Raw genomic sequence first — 19,258 nt, 5'->3', positions numbered from 1 at the left:
TCAGTCCTTCGTGCAGGACGGCAGCTGGTCGTCGTTGCCCTCGCGGATGTCCTTGAGCGCCGCCATCGCATCCTTGATCGTGCCCACCTTCACCAGGGTGAGGCCGTCGGGGATGTCCTTGGCGGCGGCCGCGCAGTTCTCCTTCGGGGTGAGGAAGTACTCCGCGCCCTTGTCGCGCGCACCGATGGTCTTCATCTCGATGCCGCCGATGGGACCGACCACACCGTTGTCGTCGATGGTGCCCGTACCGGCGACGAACTTGCCGCCGGTGAGGTCGGTCTTCTCCAGCTTGTCGACGATGCCGAGCGCGAACATCAGGCCCGCGCTGGGCCCGCCGACATCGGCCAGCTTGATGTCGATGTTGAACGGGAAGGCGTGATCCGGCCCGGCCGCGATGCCGACGATCGCGCGACCGTCATCCTCGGCCTTGCGGGTCGTAAGGGTCACCTGCTTCTCACCGCCGGTGGGCTCCTTGCCGACCTTCTTCGCCGCCGCGACCCGCTTGGCCGGGATGACCGTGAAGACGGTCTTCTGGCCGGGCTTGTGCTTGGTCACGTACTTGGAGACGTCCTCGGCCTTCTCGATCTCGTGGCCGTCGACCGCCTTGATCATGTCGCCCGCGTGCAGCTTGCCCTCGGCGGCGCCGTCCTTGACGACGGAGGCGACATTGACCCAGGACTTGAAGGGGATCTTCACCTGCTTGAGCGCCGCCACCTTGGCGCTCTCCTGGGACATGGTGAACTGCTCGGCGTTCTGCTGATCGGCCTCTTCGGCCGTCTGCCCCTCCGGGTAGACCGACTCCCTCGGCACCACCTGGTCGTCACGGGCGAGCCAGCCGGTGACCGCCTCCAGCAGGTTCATGCGGTAGTCCGCGCCGGTGACGCGGACGGTCGTCATGTTGAGATGCCCGGTGGTCGGGTACGTCTTGCGGTCCTCGATCTTCAGCACCGGGTCGCCGTCGTGGTCGCCCAGGGTGTTGACCGTCGGGCCCGGAGACATCTCCGCGTACGGCACCGGAATGAGCACCCCGGCGCTGAGCAGCGCGATCAGGGTGAGAGTGGCGGCGAGAAGCGTCGCGGTGCGGCGTGGCATATGGATGACAGTACGGGACGCTTATGCGGCGCCGGAACGCGAGTGCGACCGTTCCATCGCTTCGCGGAATCGGGCGTAGCCGGCCAGCTCTGCGACGTCCCCTGTCTTCTTCGTACGGGTCGCCCAACCCGCCCATATCGCCGCTGCCACTGCTGAGGCAACGGGGATTACCAGCCACGCAATTGCAGCCATCCCGCTCTCCTGTACATCTGATGATTCCGTCGGTACGAGAACGCTTTCGCGTGGGCGGGGGTTACGCAACTCGGACCGCAGCTGATCGGGCTGTTGACCGGGCCCTTGATCGGGCTGTTCGACAGCCCTATGGCTGCCCTAGCAGGCGCCGACCCATTCCTCGGTCCCGTCGGAAAAGCGCTGGTGCTTCCAGATCGGGACCTCGTGCTTGAGGGTGTCGATAAGGCTGCGGCAGGCCTCGAAGGCCTCCCCGCGGTGGGGGCAGGCGACGGCGGCGATGACGGCGATGTCGCCGATGGCGAGGTCACCCACGCGATGGACGGCGGCGAGCGCCCGTACGGGGTGCTCGGCGGCGACCTTCTCGGCAATCCGCCGCAGCTCGGCTTCGGCGGTGGGATGACACGAATACCCGAGCTCGTCGACGTCCTGCCCGCCATCGTGATTCCGCACGGTCCCGACAAAGATGGAGATGCCGCCGGCGGCGGCGTCCCCCACAGCTGCGTACACCTCATCGAGAGAGAGCGGGGTCTCGCGAATGCCGAGCAGCCGGATCGGATCGTCGGCGGCGAACTCGCCGGGATGCGCTTGAGCCATACGGCTCAGTCTGCCCGATCACTCCGGAATCCGGAATCCCACTTCCACGCAGGCCAGGCCCCGTGGGACCGGAGCTCGGCGGACGGTCGGGTGCGGATGGCTTGGCATCGGATGGTGACGGCCGCGCTGCCGGGTCCCGGCCGGCTCGGTGCGGGAAACGGAGGGCCTCCTGCGGGAGAGGGGGAGGTGGGTCCTTTTGGGCTGCCGGGCGCCGGACCATGAGTGCAGGTGCGCTGCGCGTGGCAGGAGGCGGGGGGCTGGCGCACGGCGGCGTACGAGGTGCTGCAGATGCGCCGCGCGGGACCGCCGCCCGGCAGCGCTAGGAGGGTGTGGGGTGGGGGTGCGCCCGCAGCGCGGGGATGAGCAGCACGCGCCAGCCATAGATGTCGGTGCCGCGTGAGGACGTACCCCCACCCCGCACCCGGCCCACGGCGGCGGCCGACCCGCCCCAAAGCCCGCCCGGCGCTTGAGGGCGAGCGCCGCCAGGCGCGATCGCCCAGGGCGCAGCAACGCCATTGCACCGTCCGCGCTACAGCCGCCCCCGCCGCGCCTTCCGCACCTTCCGCACAACCGCCGCCGTGCCCAGCAACGCCACCGTCGCACCCGCCGCACCAGCAGCCGTCGCATCCTTGCGCCCCAGCCGGCGGCCGGCCACCGTGTGGCGGCCCGAGACCTCCGCCAGGAGCTCTGCCAGGACTTCCTCGTTCGTCCACTGCGGGCGCCAGCCCGCATCGTGGAGGCGCGACCCGCTCACCACCCACGGATGCATCGTGTACGCCAGGTCCCCGGCAGGCGACGGCGTCAGCCCCAGCCGATGCAGCCGCGACGCCGTGCCCAGCGCCACCGCCGACGGGAGCTCCATCCGCCGGATCTCCGTCAGCTCCTCGACCTCCTCCTGCTCCAGCCACCCGTCACAGCCGACCGCCAGCTCCCCCTCAGCCTTCTCCAGGGCAGCAAACTCCAGCGCACTCGCCAGGTCATCGACATGGCAGAACTGCCAGCACGGCCGCGACCCCTTCACCACCAGCAGCCGCGGAGACTCGAAATACCTGGTCAGAGGGGTATCCACCCCACCCACCAGCGCCGCGGGCCGCACCACCGTGACATTAAGCCCCGGGTGCGCCTTAGGCGCCCGCCGCGCCAGCCGCTCGATCTCGAGCAGGTCCCCGACCCCGGTCGCCTCCTCCGTGGCCCGCAGCTCCGCGTCCTCCGCGAGCGGCACCGCATTGTCGGGCAGCGCCCCGTAGACCATCGCCGACGTGCACAGCACCACCCGCCGCACGCCGGCCGCCGCGGCGGCCGTCAGCACCGTCTGCGTACCCCGTACGTTATACGCCGTACGGGCCGCCGGATCGGACTCCAGATCGAGATCGAGCGCGAGGTGCACCACCACATCGGCGCCGCGCAGCTTCTCGGCGATAGCCGGGTCCCGTACGTCCAGAACATGCCACGTCGCGTCCTCGGCACCAGCGAAGTCACCACGCCGCTCATCGATGCCCAGCACCTGCTTGACCTCGGACGATGCCGCCAGTCGGGCGGTGAGCAGGGCGCCGATGCCGTCCCCTGCGCCGGTCACCGCCACCACGGGACCTGCGGCGGAGTGGCGTTTTCGCGTTGCGCGAACGTTCGGTTCCGGGGAACTCACCGGGCGGCTCCAGCTGTTGTCTGAGGTAGTTTCACCCATCCTGCCGCAGCCGGCGGGCACGACGAGCACCGAGCCGTAAAGCGGCGCACGGGCCTAGGCTGGATGTGTCGGTAACCAAGCAAGCTACTTCACCCCACCAGACACCTAAGAGCCGAGGACATCGTGAGTGACACCCCATTCGGATTCGGCCTTCCGCAGGAGCCGGACGACGGCGATGACGGCAAGGACGGTCCCAAGAAGCGGGGCGAGGGCAGCGGCCAGGGCGGCCAGGACCCCTTCGGGTTCGGTGGTGGCGCCGGCGGTGCCGATAACCCCTTCGCGGCGATCTTCGGCTCCATGGGCGGCGGCCAGCCCGGCGGCCCCGGCGGCTTCAACCCCGCCGACCTGGGCGCCGCCTTCCAGCAGCTCGGCCAGATGCTGAGCTATGAGGGCGGCCCGGTGAACTGGGACATGGCCAAGGACATCGCCCGCCAGACCGTGGCCCAGGGCGGCCCCGACGGCTCCAAGGACGCCAGCGTCGGCGAGCACGACAAGGCCGCCGTCGAGGAGGCCGTGCGCCTCGCCGACCTGTGGCTCGACGGCGTTACGGCCCTGCCCTCCGGCTCGGGCAGCGCGGTGGCCTGGTCCAGGGCCGAGTGGGTGGAGAACACCCTCCCGGTGTGGAAGGACCTGGTCGACCCGGTCGCGGAGCGGGTGGGCTCGGCCATGGGCAGCGTGCTGCCGGATGAGATGCAGGAGATGGCCGGTCCGCTGATCGGCATGATGCGCTCCATGGGCGGCGCCATGTTCGGCAGCCAGATCGGGCAGGCCGTCGGCGTGCTCGCGGGCGAGGTCGTCGGCTCCACCGACATCGGCCTGCCGCTCGGCCCGGCGGGCAAGGCGGCGCTGCTGCCGGCCAACGTCAAGGCCTTCGGCGAGGGCCTCGGCGTACCGGAAGAGGAGGTGCGGCTCTACCTGGCCCTGCGCGAGGCCGCCCACCAGCGGCTCTTCGCCCATGTGCCGTGGCTGCGCTCGCATCTCTTCGGCGCCGTCGAGGGCTATGCCCGCGGCATCAAGGTCGACACGGCCAAGCTGGAGGACATCGTCGGCCAGCTCGACCCGTCGCGGCCTGAGGAGCTGCAGGACGCGCTGCAGCAGGGCATGTTCCAGCCGGAGGACTCCCCAGAGCAGAAGGCCGCCCTGGCGCGTCTGGAGACCGCGCTCGCCCTCGTCGAGGGCTGGGTGGACGCTGTGGTGCACGCCGCCGCCGAGCCGCACCTGCCGTCCGCGGGCGCGCTCCGCGAGGCGCTGCGCCGCCGCCGCGCCACCGGCGGCCCGGCCGAGCAGACCTTCGCCACCCTGATCGGCCTCGAGCTGCGCCCGCGCCGGCTGCGCGACGCCTCCCGCCTGTGGGCCTCGCTCGCCGACGCCCGCGGCACGGACGGCCGCGACGCCCTGTGGACGCACCCGGACATGCTGCCGACGGCGTCGGACCTGGACGACCCGGACGGGTTCGTACACAGCGAGTCGCCGGACTTCTCGGAGCTGGACAAGATGCTCGGGGAGGCGGCGCAGAAGCCCAAGGGCGAAGCCGGCTCCAAGAGCGACGCCGACGGCCAGGGCGACGACAAGGACGACGACTCCAAGTGAGCCTTTACGACGACGCGGGGCGGGCCCTCAAGGAGTGGACCGCCCCGGACGCCGACCAGGACAGCCTGCGCGATGCGTACCTGGCGCATCTCGCCTCCCACCCCGACGGCATGTGGAAGTCCTGCGCGGACGGCCACCTCACCGCCAGCGCGCTGGTGGTGGACCCGACGCGCGAGCGCGTGCTGCTCACGCTGCACGGCAAGCTCAACATGTGGCTGCAGACCGGCGGCCACTGCGAGCCCACCGACCGCACCCTCGACCAGGCCGCGCTGCGCGAGGCCGCCGAGGAGTCCGGCATCGAGGGCCTGGTGGTGATCGGCGGCGGCCCGGTCCGCCTCGACCGCCACAAGACGCCGTGCGCCTGGCACCTCGACGTCCAGTACGCCGCCCTCGCCCCCGCGGGCGCGGTGCCGGAGATCAGCGACGAGTCGCTCGACCTGCGCTGGTTCCCGTACGACAAGGTGGCGGACGTCGCCGACGAATCCGTCGTACGGCTGCTGTCCGCCACCCGGGCCGTCATCGATTACTGATCATCGGTTACTGAAGATGTTCCCCTGGTTCTGGCCGTGGGCGCCCTGCGCGCCCATGCCGAACTGGGCCCGGACGCCGCCGCCGATCTGCGCGTTCTGCGGCGGCAGCTGCTCGCTGGGCTGCACCAGCGCGTAGCCCTGCCCGGTGAGGTTGAGCTCCCAGCCCTCGCCGGTGTTGCCGCGCCGCCGCCAGACCCCGGACGACGAGGTCTGCGACTGCATCTGCACCCGTAGCCCGGAGGACCAGGCCACGATGGCGTCGGCGTCCACGGACGCGAACTTCTCCGGCGTGATCTCCAGCAGCAGCGGCTTGCCCGAGGTCATCAGCGCGACCTTGCCGCGGCCGGTGATCTCCAGGTTGTACTTGCCGGAGCCGGAGATCCCGTACTGGCTGTCGACCGCGATGATCTCCCAGTGCAGCGTGGAGTCGAGCGCGAGGACGTACGCACCGTCCACCGTCAGGCCGTCCTGGGGGACGTCCACGACATGGATGTGCTGGGCGAGGTTGGCGAAGTAGACCGTGCCCTGGCCTGAGCAGCGCATCAGGTCGAGGCCCTCCCCGCCCGCCATGGCGCGGGCGCGGCGGCGCTGGTGGGACTGGAACTCGCCGTCGAATTCGATCATTCCCTGGTACGCGACCATGGCGCCCTTGCGCGCCAGGATGTCGCTCTGCCCGTCCAGGAAGGCGCGCAGCAGGTACGGGTTCTGGAGCGCGTACCGCTCCTGCGTCTGGTTCTCGACGTATGCGAAAAGCGGGCTCTGCATGATGTGGTGCCCTCCCCCTTCAGCCCCGGACCCGGAGACGGTCGGTCGAATCCTCGCTCGGCTGCACGACGACGAAGCCGTTGCCCGAGAAGGCGATCTGGAACGCCTCGCCGCTGCCGCGGCCGACCAGCGCGCCCATCTTCATCGTGCGCTTGCCCTTGAGCTTCAGGTTGGTCGACCAGGCGACGAGCGCGTCCGGGTCGACATAGGTCTCGTCCTCGCCCTTGCTGGCGCAGTCCACGACGACGGGCGCGCCGCGCGAGGTGATCGCGACCCAACCGGTGCCGCTGAGCGACACGTTCCACAGGCCCTGGCCGGCGAGCTTGGCGAGGCCCTTGACCCGCTCGACGCCGAAGTTCAGGTGGGCGTCGAAGGCGAGGAGGTTGGTGCCGTTGACCGACAGGGCCTCGTTGTTGAGGTTTACGCAGACCACGTCGGCGCCGTAGTCGGCGAGGTAGATCAGCCCGTCGCCGTGGCACTTCATCAGCGGGGCGCCCTCGCCGGTGAGCCACTGCGCGGCGGCCTGGCGGAGCTGCGGCGGGTTGGGCTCGTACTGGACGAAGCCCTCGTACGCGACCATCGAGCCCGCGCGGGCGTAGAGGTCCTGGCCGGTCTGGAGGACCGCCTTCAGCATGGTGGAGCCGTGGTTCTCCATGCGGGCGGCGACCGGGGTGGGCGCGTAGCCCGAGATCAGTGTCTGGTCCATGACTTCGCTCCCTCTAGATCTCGTACGGCTGGACGACGATGAAATTGCCGGGCGCACCGCGGAACTGGAGGTTCACGGTCTCCCCGCTGTGCCCCGGATAGGCGGTCCGGCGCAGGCTCACCTGACTGGAGAGGACCACCTGGGCGGCGGCCGACCAGGCGACGACGGACTGCGCGTCGGCGTACGTGGTGGGCGTGACCGGGAGGACGACCGGGACGCCGTGCGTCTTGACGATCACCTGCCCCGTCCCCTGGAACTGCATGGTGAAGAGCGCCCCGCCCGGGATGCCGTGGCCCTCGATGCGGCGGACCTCGTACTGGAGGCTCTCGTCGAAGGCGAGGACATTCTCGGCGGAGACGCAGATGGCGTCGCCCTGGAGCTCGATCGGGTGCAGGTAGGCGGCGTTGTCGGCGAGGAAGACCTGGCCGCGCCCGGTGCAGCGCATCAGCTGCATCTCCTGCCCGGTGGCATTGCCGACGACGCGGCCGACGACGCCGGAGCCCTTGTACGAGAACTCCACCTTGCCCTGGTAGAGCACCATGCTGCCCTGGCGAGCGAGCACGGGCTGCCCGTCGGTGCCGAGGTCCACGCGGACCAGCTTGGCGTTCTGCTGGGTCCAGCGCTGGCCGGTGGGGACCTCGCGGTACGGCTCGATGGCCTTGCTGAGGCCGAGCGGGGGCTGCTGCGGGACGGCGTACGCGCCGGGGGCGGGGGCGCCGGCCATGGGGGCGCCGCCGGGTTGAGCGAAGGGGTTGGGGAGGGCCTGGCCGGGAGCGCCTGGGGGCGGGACGGCCTGGCCGGGTGGGGGGACCGCTTGGCCGGGCGGCGGTACGGCGCCCGGGGGCGGGACCGCGCCGGGCGGCGCGACGGCGCCGGGGGCGCCTGCTCCCTGGGCGGGCGGCGGGATCGCGCCCGGGGGCTGCGCGCCCTGGCCCGGGGGCGGGACCGCGCCCGGCGGCTGGGCCGACTGCCCAGGGGGTGGTACGGGGAGGGGCTGGCCCGGGGCCGGGGCGCCCGGTGGTGGGCTTGCCTGGCCGCCCGGCGGGGGTACGGGCAGGGGCTGGCCCGGCGGCGGGGTGGCGGCCGGGGGCGGGCCGAAGCCGGCGGGCTGGGTGGGGGCCTGGTTCGCGGGGGCGGGGGCGGGCGCGGGGGCCGGGGCGGGTGCCGGGGCCTGCGGCGCCTGGGGCGCCGATTGCGCCGGGGGCGCGAAGGCCGGCGGGGCCGCCGCCTCGGCGGGCGGGGCGAAGCCCGGCGCCGCGCCGGGCGCCTGCTGGCCGCCGCCCTGCTCCTCCAGCACCTCGCCGCCGAAGTGCTTCAGCAGCGCGTCGAGACCGCCCTCGAAGCCCTGCCCGATGGCCGCGAAACGCCACACGTCCTTGAAGTAGAAGTCGCCCAGCATCACGGCACGCTCGGTCGTGAACTCCGACCCGTCGAAGGCGTACCGCACGACCTCCTCTCCCCCGGCCACGATGCGGATCCAGCCGGGGCCGACCTGCGACATCTGGCCGCCGCCGTCGATGGTCGCGGTGAAGGAGAGCCTGCGGATCTGCTGCGGGATGCGGTCGAGCGTCACGCGGAACGACTCGGTGTCGCCGGACTGGGCGCCGAGCTGCTGGATGGACTCCTCCGGCGACTTCGGCTGGTTGAAGAAGATGAAGTACTGGTCGTCGGAGAGGCGCTCGTCCCCGTCGAGGCCGAAGCAGCTGATGTCGAAGCTGAGGCCCGGTGCGGATATGTTCACGCCCACATACAGATCAGTGCCCGCGGTCAGGTCGCTGATCTTGGCCTTGTGGCCGCGCTGAAATTGCCTGGACATGCGAAACGACCATCCCCCTGCAGATGTTGACATAACGCCCTTGCGGGCTGCTGGCTTACCCTAGTCGCTCGATTCGCCGCCCGGGAGGGCGGGTTCCTGCTCGCGGTCGCCATCGCGCCCTTGGTCGCGCTCTTGATCGCGCTCCTCGTCGCGGGCCGTCGGCACGTACGGCAGCGACTCGCCGGCGACCACGCCTTCGAGGTAGCCGCGGGCGCGTTCGGTGCGCGGATAGGCCTCCATGAGACGCCAGAAGCCGGGACCGTGGCCGGGCTCCAGCAGATGCGCGAGCTCGTGCACGAGCACGTAATCGATGACGTACTCGGGCATCCCCTGGAGGCGGTGCGACAGCCGGATGCTGCCCTCGGAGGGGGTGCACGAGCCCCAGCGGGTGTTCTGGTTGGTGACCCAGCGGACGCTCGCGGGGCAGGCGCTGCCGCCGAGATACTGCGCCGAGAGCCGCGCGGCCCGCGCGGCGAGCTCGGCGTCCCCGGGGCGGCGCTTCTTCTCCTGCGCCTTGAGCTTGTCGAGCATCACCGCGACCCAGCGCTCTTCCTCGGCCTCGCTCATCCGGGCGGGGATCAGGACGACGGTGCGATCGCCCTCGCGATAGGCCGACACGGTTCTGCGCCTGCGCGCACTGCGGCGAACCTCGACCGCGCTCGTGGGTCGGGGTGTGCGTCCGGCGGCGTGCTCTTGGTCGGCAGGCACGCCTCGACGTTACCTGTTGAGACGGACATAAGTCCCGGGCCGTGGCCAGATCCGGGCGGCGCGGTCGGGCGGGACGCCCGGGTTGTCGTACTAACTCCCCCAGCCTGTGGATAACTTTCGGCCCGCCTCGGGCGGATCGGGCATGGTGTGGGCGGGATCACGAAAGCGGCGTCCGGCGGGTCGGCGGGCGCGGGACGGGGGGGGATGGGATGGACACGGGGGCGGAGACGGTGACTGCGCGTGGGGCGGGCCGGGAGCGGGGGCCGACGGGGGCGCGGGAGGCGGGGGCGGTACGGGACCCGGAGACGGGACCTGTACGGGACCCGGAAACGGGCCCGGTACGGGACCTGGACGCAGGCCCGGTACGGGATCCGGAGGCAGGCCTCGTACGCGAGCCGGAGCAGGCTTTCGTGCGCGAGCCGGAGCGGGCCAGCGCGCGGTCGGCCTTGGGGCATCCGGTGCTGAAACCGGCTTTGCGGCGGGCGTGGCGGGGGCGGCAGACGTTGCAGTTCGGGGCGGGGCGGGCGCATGCGGTGAAGCTGGGGCCGGTCGATCCGGCCACGGGGGCGTTTCTCGAGCTGCTCGACGGGACGCGCGGGCTGCCGCTGCTGCGCCAGGAGGCCCCGCGGTACGGCCTGGCGCCCGGCCAGGCGGATGCGCTGCTCGACGCGCTCGCGACCGCCGGGCTGCTCGACGACACCACCGGCGGCGGCGAGCCCGCGGCGCGGCTGCGCGCCCGGCCGGACGTGCTGGAGCGGCTGCGCGCCGACCATGCCGCGCTCTCGGTGGTCCACCGCGAGCCCGCCGCGGCGGTGGAGCGCCTGGCGGCGCGGCGGGCGACACGGGTGCAGGTGCGCGGCGCAGGCCGGGTGGGCGCGACGGTGGCGACGCTGCTCGCGGCGGCGGGAGTGGGCCGGGTCGACGTACAGGACGGCGGCTGCGTGACCCCGTGGGAGACGGCGCCGGGCGGCCTGCCGCCGGACCGGATCGGCGAGCGGCGCGCCGTGGCGGCGCAGCAAGAGGTGCGTCGTTGGTCACCGGGGGCGCGCGGCAAAGGCGGGGGGCGACCGCGGGCCGCCCCCGAGCCGCCCCGCGGCGGAGGACGAGGACTGCCGCGTCAGGGCCCCGAGCCACCCCTCGGCGGACGACGAGGGCGCCCACGCCAGGGCCCCGAGCCATCCCTCGGCCGCAGCCCGGGACGGCCCCGCGAGGGGCCCGAGCTGCCGCTCGCGCTCGTGGTGATGGCGCCGCGTGATGGGCTCGGGGCGTACGCGCCCGATCCGGGGGCTGTCGAGCAGCTGATGGCTGCCGGGGTGCCGCACGTGTACGCGGGGGTGCTGGAGGGCACGGGCGTGGTGGGCCCGCTGGTGTTGCCTGGGGAATCGGCCTGCTCGGGGTGCATGGCCGCGGAGCGGTGCGAGCGGGAGCCGGAGTGGCCGCGCATGGTGGCACAGTGGCGGTCCGGCGGTCGCCGAGAGGGGGTGGCCGCCTGCGATATCGCGTTGGCGACAATGGTGGCGGGGTTGGCAGCCGCACATGCGCTGACGTTCCTCGACGGGCGGCTTCCGCCCATCGCCGGGGCGCGTCTCGAGTGTGCGCTGCCGGCGCTCAGCTGGGAGACATGTCGGCCGGCTCCGCATCCGCGGTGCGGCTGTGGCGCGGCGGCCGAGGGCGGGGCCGCGGAGCAGGAAGCTGGAGGAGTTCATGTCTGATCTTCCGCGCAAGCCGGACCCTGCGGACGAGCACGGCGACCTGCCGCCGGCCGACGACCTGCCGGAGACGACCGACGACCTGCCGGAGACCGACGACCGACAGGACAACCACAGCACCGACGACGAGCTGCAGCTGAGCGACCTGCCGCGCAAGGCCTTCACGCGGACGGCGAAGCTGGCGGCGCTGCCGCTGGGCTTTGCCGGGCGGTCCGCCTGGGGCATAGGCAAGCGGATCGGCGGGAAGTCGGCGGAGATCGTCGGCCGGGAGCTGCAGCAGCGCACCGCGGACCAGCTGTTCAGGACGCTGGGCGAGCTCAAGGGCGGGGCGATGAAGTTCGGCCAGGCGCTGAGCGTCTTCGAGTCGGCGCTGCCGGAGGACATAGCCGGGCCGTATCGCGCGACGCTGACCAAGCTCCAGGAGGCGGCGCCGCCGCTGCCCGCGGCCACCGTGCACGGCGTGCTCGCCGAGGCCCTCGGCGAGGACTGGCGGGAGCTCTTCGCCGAGTTCGACGACCGCCCCGCGGCCGCGGCCTCGATCGGGCAGGTGCACCGCGCGGTGTGGCATGACGGCCGCGAGGTCGCGGTCAAGGTGCAGTATCCGGGCGCGGGCGAGGCGCTGCTGTCGGACCTGACGCAGCTGGGCCGGTTTGCCCGGCTGCTCGGCCCGCTGATCCCGGGCATGGACATCAAGCCGCTGATCGCGGAGCTGCGCGCCCGCGTCTCGGAGGAGCTGGACTACGCACTGGAGGCGAAGGCGCAGGCGGTCTGCGCGGCGGAGTTCGCGGGCGACCCGGACGTACTCGTGCCCGACGTGTTGCACCAGGCCGAGCAGGTGCTGGTCACCGAGTGGATGGACGGCATACCGCTGGCGCAGCTGATAGCCGGCGGCAGCGAGGCGGAGCGGGACCGCGCGGGGCAGCTGCTGGCCCGCTTCCTGTTCTCCGGCACGGCCCGCACCGGACTGCTGCACGCCGACCCGCACCCGGGAAACTTCCGGCTGGTGAAGGCGGCCGGCTCCGAGGACGACCCCGCGCAGTGGCGGCTCGGGGTGCTCGACTTCGGCACCGTGGACCGGCTGCCGGAGGGGCTGCCGGACACCATCGGCATCGCGCTGGGCATGACGCTGCAGGGTGAGGCCGAGGCGGTGTACGAGCTGCTGCGTGCGGAGGGCTTCGTAAAAGAGGACATCGACCTGGACCCGGAGGCGGTGCTCGACTATCTGGTGCCGATCATCGAGCCCGCGGCGGTGGAGCGGTTCACGTTCACCCGGAGCTGGATGCGGACGCAGGCGGCCCGGATAGCCGACCCGCGCAATCCGGCGCATCAGCTGGGCCGGCAGCTGAATCTGCCGCCGTCGTATCTGCTGATCCACCGGGTGACGCTGTCCACGATCGGGGTGCTCTGCCAGCTCGGCGCGCGGGTGCGGATGCGGGATGAACTCGAGGAGTGGCTGCCGGGGTTCACCGCCCCGGACATAGCAGAAGGGGACCGCCCTGAGGGCGGTCCCCTGGAGACAGACGCCGAGGCTACGGCGTAGGTCTCACTGCATCACGGCCATCGCGAGTGCCCGGCGGGCTCGCAGCTGCGCGCGCTCGGCGCGGCGCTGGAGCCTGCGGGCGCTGAGCAGGCGGGAGACCGCCCGCTCGCCGTCGGCCTCGCGAAGGCGTTCCTGATATTGCGCTCTGGCCAGTGCTTCTGGCATGAGTTGCATTTCGAGCTTCCTGTTCTGGCGCTCGTCGATGGCGCCGATTTCGGTGTGTGCGTACGGATAGTCGCTGGACGGGTTCATCGGGGACATGGCCGGGACCTGCTTCTTGGGGTCGTGCGCTGATGGGCGGGCGATGGTGCCGTGGCTGTTCATGCCACGACCGGGTTCTTCCGCGGACGACCGCGCGGCCGCTTCCGCGGCACCACGACGCCCTGGATGAACAGCTCGCCGCCCCAGACGCCCCACGGCTCACGCCGGTCCTTGGCGCCGGCCAGGCAGGCCTCACGCACCGGGCAGGTCTGGCAGAGCGACTTGGCGTACTCGACGTCGGCCGGCGACTCGGCGAAGAAGACCTCCGGGTCGTAGCTCCGGCAAGGGACGAGGTCGCCGAGGCGCTCGATGCGCTCGTCGAGCTCGGTAAGAGCAGTCAGCTGGGTCAAGGGGACCTCCGGGTCGGTGGGTTGTGAAGGCGGGCCTGCGGGCGGGAGGGGCTGCTCGTGCACTGGGGTGGACACGTGGTGCCTTCCTGTCTTCTGGTTCATCGGTCTCGGGTCGTGCTGGTCGGGCTGTTGGCCCAAATCAAAAGGGCCGCGGATCCCGGTGACGGGTTCCGCGGCCCTGGAAGGTGCCGGCGTGATCTTGGCGATCAGGCTGGATCTTTCCAGGGTTCGAGGCCGCGGTAGGCCCGCATCTTCAGGTGCTGCTTCGTCATGGCAGTCGTCGTACCGGAGGCAAAGCCGCCGATGACCCACGCCTGCTCTCGGAGGCCGGCACCCGTGGTCGCGAAGGCATAGGCCTGGGGGGCCTGCGCCGCTGCTGCTACGAGTGCCTTGGTCGGTCGGTCATTACGGATCGCACGGGAAGCGTCGACGCCGGAGAGCCCATTGCTGGACAGACCGGTGGCGCGAACCGAGGACTCCGCACTGACCAGGGCCGGGACGGCAAGCAGGCAGGAGGCGGCGGCACCGCGACCGTTGAGTTTCACGTTGATCGTCGACACTGGGCTCGCCTCCTTTCTGGATAGTCGTCTCGGTCCTGACCGGCTTGCGCCGGTCAAGGGGTCTAGTACAACACGGAACCGGGTGGCCCGGGAAGAGCTGCCCGCTTCCGTGCTCGGAAGGCTATGAGCCTTCCGAGGCGGCGCGCAAACTATTTTTCGCGGGATTTTCCCGCATCAGCCCTCGCCATCTTCCTCGGATGGCTCCTGACCTGCACAGATGGCGAGAACATCGTCGCCAAATCGGTTGAGTTTTCGTTGCCCCACACCCGAAATGCCGGACAATTCCGACGCGTTGGCGGGGCAGTTCTCGGCGATCGCCAGCAGCGTCTTGTCCGTGAAGACGCAGTACGCGGGCTGCCCGATCCGCCGCGCCACCGCCGTCCGCCAGTCGTGCAGCCGCTCGTACAGCCCCTCGTCCAGCTCGGCCGGGCAGTCCTCGCAGCGCATCAGCTTGATCTCGCCCGCCTGGGTGAGCGTCCGCCCGCACACCCGGCAGCGCACCTGCCGCCGCTGCCGCGGCGCCGCGGGCCGCTCGCGACCGGCACGGGCGCCGCCCGCCGTCCCCCGCTCGATGCCGCCCTGCCCGCCCGCGAAGCCACCACCGGGCCGCGCCCCCGCGGACCCGGGCCGCAGCCCGTCCAGGAACCGGCTGGGCCGCCGCGACGCCCGCCCCCCGGGCGAGCGCGCCACCGCCCACGACAGGCACAGGTGCTGCCGCGCCCGGGTCACCCCGACGTACAGCAGCCGCCGCTCCTCCTCCACCTGCTCATCGGTCTTGGCGTACGTGATCGGCAGCATGCCCTCGGTCAGTCCGACCAGGAAGACGGCGTCCCACTCCAGCCCCTTCGCCGCATGCAGCGAGGCGAGCGTGACGCCCTCCACGGTCGGCGCGTGCTGCGCCGCGGCCCGCTCGGCGAGCTCGGCCACGAAGTCGGCCAGCGACGCCGACGGCCGAGCCGCGCCGAAGTCTTCGGAGAGCCGCACCAGCGCGGCCAGAGACTCCCACCGCTCCCGTACGGCCCCGGAGCCGGCCGGCGGCTCCGGGTTCCAGCCGCCGCCCTTCATGCCGCCGAGCACCGCCCGCACCTGCGCCGGCAGGTCCGCCGCCCCGTCGAGCAGCGCGTCATTGCCGCCGGCCTTGGCGGCACCGCGCAGCTCGACGCCCGCCTGCCGCACCTCCGGCCGCTCGAAGAAGCGCTCGGCGCCGCGCAGCTGGTACGGGACGCCGTGGTCCGCGAGGGCCTGCTCGTAGACCTCGGACTGGGCGTTGATGCGGTACAGCACCGCGATCTCGCTCGCCGGCACCCCGGAGTCGAGCAGCTTGCGGATCCGCCGGGCGGTGCCGTCGGCCTCCTCGGGCTCGTCCCCGTACTCGACATAGGCGGGCGCCGGGCCGGGCTCGCGCTGCGCGACCAGCTCCAGGCGGTGGGCGGCGGCGCGGCCGCCGGCCTGGTTCAGCAGCCCGTTGGCGAGGTGGACGACCTGGGGCGTGGAGCGGTAGTCGCGGACCAGCTTCACGACGGTGGCCTGCGGGTGCCGGTTGCGGAAGTCCAGCAGGTGATCGGGGGTGGCCCCGGTGAAGGAGTAGATCGTCTGGCTGGCGTCGCCGACCACGCACAGCCCGTCCCGGTCGCCGAGCCACAGCTCCAGCAGCCGCTGCTGCAGCGGGCTGACGTCCTGGTATTCGTCCACCACGAAGTGCTGGTACTGCTGCTGCACCTGTTCCGCGATGTCCGGCCGGTCGCTCAGCACGCCGACCGTCAGCAGCAGCACATCCTCGAAGTCGATCATCGTGCGCTCGCGCTTGAGCTGCTCGTACGCCCGGTAGATCCCGGTCAGCTCGGCGGCGTCCCGCGGCGCCTCCCGGCCGGCTTTGAGAGCCGCCGCCGCGTAGTCCTCGGGCACGGTCTGGGTGACCTTCGCCCACTCGATCTCGCCCGCCGCGTCGCGCAGCTCGCCGCGGTCGAGCCGCAGGCCCTCCCTGGCCGCGGCCTCCGCCACCACCTGGATCTTGCGGTCCAGCAGCCGCGGCAGCTCGCCGCCGACGGCCTTCGGCCAGAAGTACTGCAGCTGCCGCAGCGCCGCCGAGTGGAAGGTCCGCGCCTGCACCCCGGCCGCGCCGAGCTGCCGCAGCCGCCCGCGCATCTCCCCCGCGGCCCGGTTGGTGAAGGTCACCGCGAGCACGCTGGCCGGCTGCATGATCCCGGCCCGCACCCCGTACGCGATCCGGTGCGTGATCGCCCGGGTCTTGCCCGTACCGGCGCCGGCCAGCACGCACACCGGGCCGTGCAGCGCCGTGGCCACCTCGCGCTGCTCCGGGTCGAGGCCGTCCAGGACGGCGTCGGCGGAGTCGGGAGCCTCGGGGAAGAGGGTGGCGGACGGGGGCTGCGGTGCGGATGTCACCCCGCCATGCTGCCAGGTCCCCGGCCGGGAATGGCGGGCCCTCCGGATACGTTCTTCCACTGCAATCACGCACGGCGACTTTGAGGAGAGCGTGGACCCATGGCGGGCACTGTGACGATGTACAGCACCACCTGGTGCGGCTACTGCCGCCGGCTGAAGAGCCAGATGGACCGCGAGGGCATCGCCTACACCGAGATCAACATCGAGCAGGACCCGGAGTCCGCCTCGTACGTCGAGAGCGTCAACGACGGCAACCAGCTGGTCCCGACCGTCGTGGTCGTCCCGGAGGCCGGCGGCGAGCAGCGCGCGATGGGCAACCCGCCGCTGAAGTGGATCAAGGAGTCGCTGGCGGCGTAAGACAGGCTCTAAAGCCCACGCTTCGGCAGCGGGCTGCCGTACCAGCGCTCGATCAGGCGGGCCGCAATCGAGATCCCGTAGGGAGGCAGCACCTCCCCGGACTCGAAGGCGGCCCGCAGCTCGTCCCGGGAGAACCAGCGGGCCTCGGAGATCTCGTCCCCGTCCACCTGGATCTCGGTGGTCTTCGCCCGCGCCGTGAAGCCGAGCATCAGGCTCGACGGGAACGGCCACGGCTGGCTGGCCAGGTACTCCACCTCGCCGACCTCGACGCCGACCTCCTCGAAGACCTCGCGCCGCACCGCCGCCTCGATCGACTCCCCCGGCTCCACAAAGCCGGCCAGCGTCGAGAAGCGCCCGTCCGGCCAGTGCACCTGCCGGCCCAGCAGCACCCGGTCGTCCTCGTCCGTGACCGTCATGATCACGGCGGGGTCGGTACGCGGATAGTGCTCGCCCCCGCAGGCCGGGCAGCGCCGGATGTGCCCGGCGGCGGCGATCTGCGTGCGCTCCCCGCAGCGGGAGCAGAAGCGGTGGCTGCGCTGCCAGTTCTCCAGCGCGACCGCGTGCACCATCAGCGCCGCGTCCCGGTCGCCGAGCAGCATCCCGGCCTCGCGCAGCCCGGCCGGGCGCGCGGAGGCGTCCATGCGCCCCGGGAGGCTGTCCTTCTGCAGCGCGAAATAGCGCACCCCGTCCTCGTCCGTGCCGAGGAAATAGCGGTGCTGCTCGGTGAAGGGCGCCTCGAAGGACGGGATCATGACCAGCTCGGTCCGCCCGTCCGGGGTGTCGTCGATCAGCACCTGCCCGCCGGAGACCACGAAGACGCGGGTGGTCGGATGGCTCCAGGCCGCCCCCAGCCAGGCCTCGTCGAGGCGGTGGTGGGCGGCGCGGTCGATGCCGTTCGCCCCGGTCAGCGGCGGCACGAGCGCACCCTGCGTCGGTACGGTGGTCACTCCTGGACTCCCTCTCCCCCTGCGGTACGCACGTCGGCCAGCTCGCCCCAGAGGTGGGCGGCGGCCTCGGCACCCTTCATCAGCAAGTCGGTCTCCACCTTCTCATTCGGCGCATGCCAGCCGTCCGACGGCACGGAGATCCCGAGGAACAGCACCGGCGCACCGAGCGCGTCCTGGATGTCCGCGGCGGGCCCGGACCCGCCCTCCCGCGTGAAGCGGATCTTCGCCCCGTCGAAGGCCCGGCTCATGGCCCGTACCAGCGCCTGCAGCGCGGGGTCGTCGAGCGGGGTCAGACAGGGTCTGGTGGCGCCCAGGAAGGCGAGCTCGTGCCGGATTCCGTCCGGGATACGGGCCGCCACCCACGCGCGGACGGCCTCCTGCACCTTCTCCGGGTCCTGTCCCGCGACGAGCCGGAAGGAGAGCTTGAGCTGGGCGGTGGCGGGGACGATGGTCTTGCCGCCGGGGCCCTGGTAGCCGCCGCCGATGCCGTTGACCTCGGCGGTCGGCCGGGCCCAGATGCGCTCCAGCGTGGAATAGCCGGCCTCGCCGCCGGTGCCGTGCGAGTGCGCGGTGCGCAGCCAGCTGTCCTCGTCGAAGGGCAGCTCGGCGAAGAGCTCGCGCTCGCGGTCGGTGAGCGTGACGACGCCGTCGTAGAAGCCGGGGATGGCGACGCGGCCGTCCGCGTCGTGCAGTCCTGCGGCGAGGCGGGCGGCTTCGGTGGCGGGGTTGGGGACGGCGCCGCCGAAGGATCCGGAGTGGATGTCCTGGTCGGGCCCGTAGAGATCGATCTGGCAGTCGGTGAGGCCGCGCATGCCGGTGCAGACGGTCGGGGTGTCGGCGGCCCACATCCCCGTATCGGAGACGATCACGACATCGGCGGCGAGCCGGTCGGCGTGCTCGCGCAGCAGCGCGGGGAAGTTCGGCGAGCCGGACTCCTCCTCGCCCTCGATGAGCAGCTTGAGGTGCACGGCGGGGGCGCTGCGCCCGGTGGCATGCAGGTGGGCTTTCACGCCCAGGGTGTGGAAGAGCACCTGCCCCTTGTCGTCGGCGGCGCCCCGCCCGTAGAGGCGAGCGCCGTCCTCGCTGGGGGTGGCCTCGAAGGGCTCGGTGTGCCAGCCGTCGGCGCGATCGGCGGGCTGCACGTCGTGGTGCCCGTAAACGAGAACGGTGGGCGCTCCGGCGCCCGCGTCGGCGGGCCACTCGGCGAACACGGCGGGCAGCCCCGCACTCTCCCACACCTCGGCGACGGGAAACCCGGTGTTCTTGAGCCTCGCCACCAGCCACTCAGCACTCCGCCGGACGTCCCCGGCGTGCTCAGGATCGGCGGAGACGGACGGGATCCGGATCCACTCGGCAAGCTCGCCGAGGAACCCGTCGCGATGGGCGGAGACGTAAGCCCGGACGTCATTGTCCGGCGCGGGGGTGGTGCTCATGGTCTTCAAGCGTAATCGCTG

At 72.1% G+C, this 19,258-nt stretch carries 17 protein-coding genes and 1 pseudogene; 5 read left to right on the top strand and 13 right to left on the bottom strand.

Annotated features, from left to right (window positions below; translation table 11 throughout):
* The 3 genes from ACNNMR_RS29285 to ACNNMR_RS29275 form a co-directional block, all read right to left on the bottom strand.
* Complete coding sequence (locus tag ACNNMR_RS29285) at positions 1–1,092, bottom strand: PDZ domain-containing protein (protein ID WP_419997675.1); 1,092 nt, start codon at positions 1,090–1,092, stop codon at positions 1–3.
* A gap of 330 nt (positions 1,093–1,422) precedes the next feature.
* Positions 1,423–1,878: a molybdenum cofactor biosynthesis protein MoaE gene (locus ACNNMR_RS29280; RefSeq protein WP_419997674.1), complete on the bottom strand. Its 456-nt coding sequence runs from the start codon at positions 1,876–1,878 to the stop codon at positions 1,423–1,425.
* A 529-nt stretch (positions 1,879–2,407) separates the two neighbouring features.
* A complete protein-coding gene (locus tag ACNNMR_RS29275) occupies positions 2,408–3,523 on the bottom strand; it encodes an SDR family oxidoreductase (protein WP_419997673.1) in 1,116 nt (371 codons plus the stop codon).
* Between the two features lie 162 nt (positions 3,524–3,685).
* On the opposite strand from ACNNMR_RS29275, the gene ACNNMR_RS29270 reads away from it, so the two are divergent.
* Both ACNNMR_RS29270 and ACNNMR_RS29265 read left to right on the top strand, forming a co-directional pair.
* Positions 3,686–5,152 carry a zinc-dependent metalloprotease gene (locus ACNNMR_RS29270; RefSeq protein ID WP_419997672.1) on the top strand — a complete coding sequence of 489 codons (1,467 nt, stop codon included), beginning with the start codon at positions 3,686–3,688 and terminating at the stop codon, positions 5,150–5,152.
* On the top strand, positions 5,149–5,682 hold the full coding sequence (locus ACNNMR_RS29265) for an NUDIX hydrolase (RefSeq protein ID WP_419997671.1): 534 nt from the start codon (positions 5,149–5,151) through the stop codon (positions 5,680–5,682). Before ACNNMR_RS29270 ends, ACNNMR_RS29265 begins: the two co-directional genes overlap by 4 nt.
* Here the strand turns inward: ACNNMR_RS29265 and ACNNMR_RS29260 are convergent, their stop codons facing one another.
* The 4 genes and pseudogenes from ACNNMR_RS29260 to ACNNMR_RS29245 all read right to left on the bottom strand — a co-directional run.
* On the bottom strand, positions 5,683–6,447 hold the full coding sequence (locus ACNNMR_RS29260; protein ID WP_419997670.1) for an AIM24 family protein: 765 nt from the start codon (positions 6,445–6,447) through the stop codon (positions 5,683–5,685). It lies immediately after the preceding gene.
* Between the two features lie 19 nt (positions 6,448–6,466).
* A complete protein-coding gene (locus tag ACNNMR_RS29255; protein WP_419997669.1) occupies positions 6,467–7,153 on the bottom strand; it encodes an AIM24 family protein in 687 nt (228 codons plus the stop codon).
* Positions 7,154–7,166: 13 nt separating this feature from the next.
* Positions 7,167–8,969 carry a TerD family protein gene (locus ACNNMR_RS29250; RefSeq protein WP_419997668.1) on the bottom strand — a complete coding sequence of 601 codons (1,803 nt, stop codon included), beginning with the start codon at positions 8,967–8,969 and terminating at the stop codon, positions 7,167–7,169.
* A 144-nt stretch (positions 8,970–9,113) separates the two neighbouring features.
* A pseudogene (locus ACNNMR_RS29245) lies at positions 9,114–9,677 on the bottom strand (M48 family metallopeptidase); the annotation flags it as partial.
* 458 nt (positions 9,678–10,135) lie between these two features.
* Between ACNNMR_RS29245 and ACNNMR_RS29240 the strand changes: the two are divergent.
* Both ACNNMR_RS29240 and ACNNMR_RS29235 read left to right on the top strand, forming a co-directional pair.
* Complete coding sequence (locus tag ACNNMR_RS29240; RefSeq protein WP_420000518.1) at positions 10,136–11,389, top strand: ThiF family adenylyltransferase; 1,254 nt, start codon at positions 10,136–10,138, stop codon at positions 11,387–11,389.
* A 133-nt stretch (positions 11,390–11,522) separates the two neighbouring features.
* Positions 11,523–12,926: an ABC1 kinase family protein gene (locus ACNNMR_RS29235; protein WP_420000517.1), complete on the top strand. Its 1,404-nt coding sequence runs from the start codon at positions 11,523–11,525 to the stop codon at positions 12,924–12,926.
* A 3-nt stretch (positions 12,927–12,929) separates the two neighbouring features.
* Here the strand turns inward: ACNNMR_RS29235 and ACNNMR_RS29230 are convergent, their stop codons facing one another.
* The 4 genes from ACNNMR_RS29230 to ACNNMR_RS29215 all read right to left on the bottom strand — a co-directional run bounded on the left by ACNNMR_RS29230 (position 12,930) and on the right by ACNNMR_RS29215 (position 16,500).
* Positions 12,930–13,250 (bottom strand): hypothetical protein, encoded by a 321-nt coding sequence (locus ACNNMR_RS29230; RefSeq protein ID WP_419997667.1) that lies wholly within the window; start codon positions 13,248–13,250, stop codon positions 12,930–12,932.
* The gene (locus ACNNMR_RS29225) at positions 13,247–13,639 is read right to left on the bottom strand and encodes a WhiB family transcriptional regulator (protein WP_419997666.1); all 393 of its coding nucleotides are present in this window, start codon (positions 13,637–13,639) and stop codon (positions 13,247–13,249) included. The genes ACNNMR_RS29230 and ACNNMR_RS29225 overlap by 4 nt, the downstream gene beginning before the upstream one ends.
* Positions 13,640–13,743: 104 nt before the next feature.
* Complete coding sequence (locus ACNNMR_RS29220; protein ID WP_419997665.1) at positions 13,744–14,097, bottom strand: hypothetical protein; 354 nt, start codon at positions 14,095–14,097, stop codon at positions 13,744–13,746.
* 174 nt (positions 14,098–14,271) lie between these two features.
* Positions 14,272–16,500 (bottom strand): ATP-dependent DNA helicase UvrD2, encoded by a 2,229-nt coding sequence (locus ACNNMR_RS29215; RefSeq protein WP_419997664.1) that lies wholly within the window; start codon positions 16,498–16,500, stop codon positions 14,272–14,274.
* 99 nt (positions 16,501–16,599) lie between these two features.
* Between ACNNMR_RS29215 and ACNNMR_RS29210 the strand changes: the two genes are divergently transcribed.
* Positions 16,600–16,857, top strand: a complete 258-nt coding sequence (locus ACNNMR_RS29210; RefSeq protein WP_419997663.1) for a glutaredoxin domain-containing protein — start codon at positions 16,600–16,602, stop codon at positions 16,855–16,857.
* 8 nt (positions 16,858–16,865) lie between these two features.
* Here ACNNMR_RS29210 and nudC read toward each other — a convergent pair whose 3' ends face one another.
* Entirely contained in the window at positions 16,866–17,804 is a 939-nt protein-coding gene (gene nudC, locus ACNNMR_RS29205; protein WP_419997662.1) for an NAD(+) diphosphatase, read from the bottom strand.
* On the bottom strand, positions 17,801–19,237 hold the full coding sequence (locus ACNNMR_RS29200; protein ID WP_419997661.1) for a dipeptidase: 1,437 nt from the start codon (positions 19,235–19,237) through the stop codon (positions 17,801–17,803). The genes nudC and ACNNMR_RS29200 overlap by 4 nt, the downstream gene beginning before the upstream one ends.
* Positions 19,238–19,258 lie beyond the last annotated feature (21 nt).

The organism is Streptomyces boninensis, assembly GCF_048572725.1.
In the GTDB taxonomy this organism is placed as follows: domain Bacteria; phylum Actinomycetota; class Actinomycetes; order Streptomycetales; family Streptomycetaceae; genus Streptomyces; species Streptomyces boninensis.
Note: the sequence above shows the minus strand (reverse complement) of the source record. Positions and strands in the feature narration are given on the sequence as shown.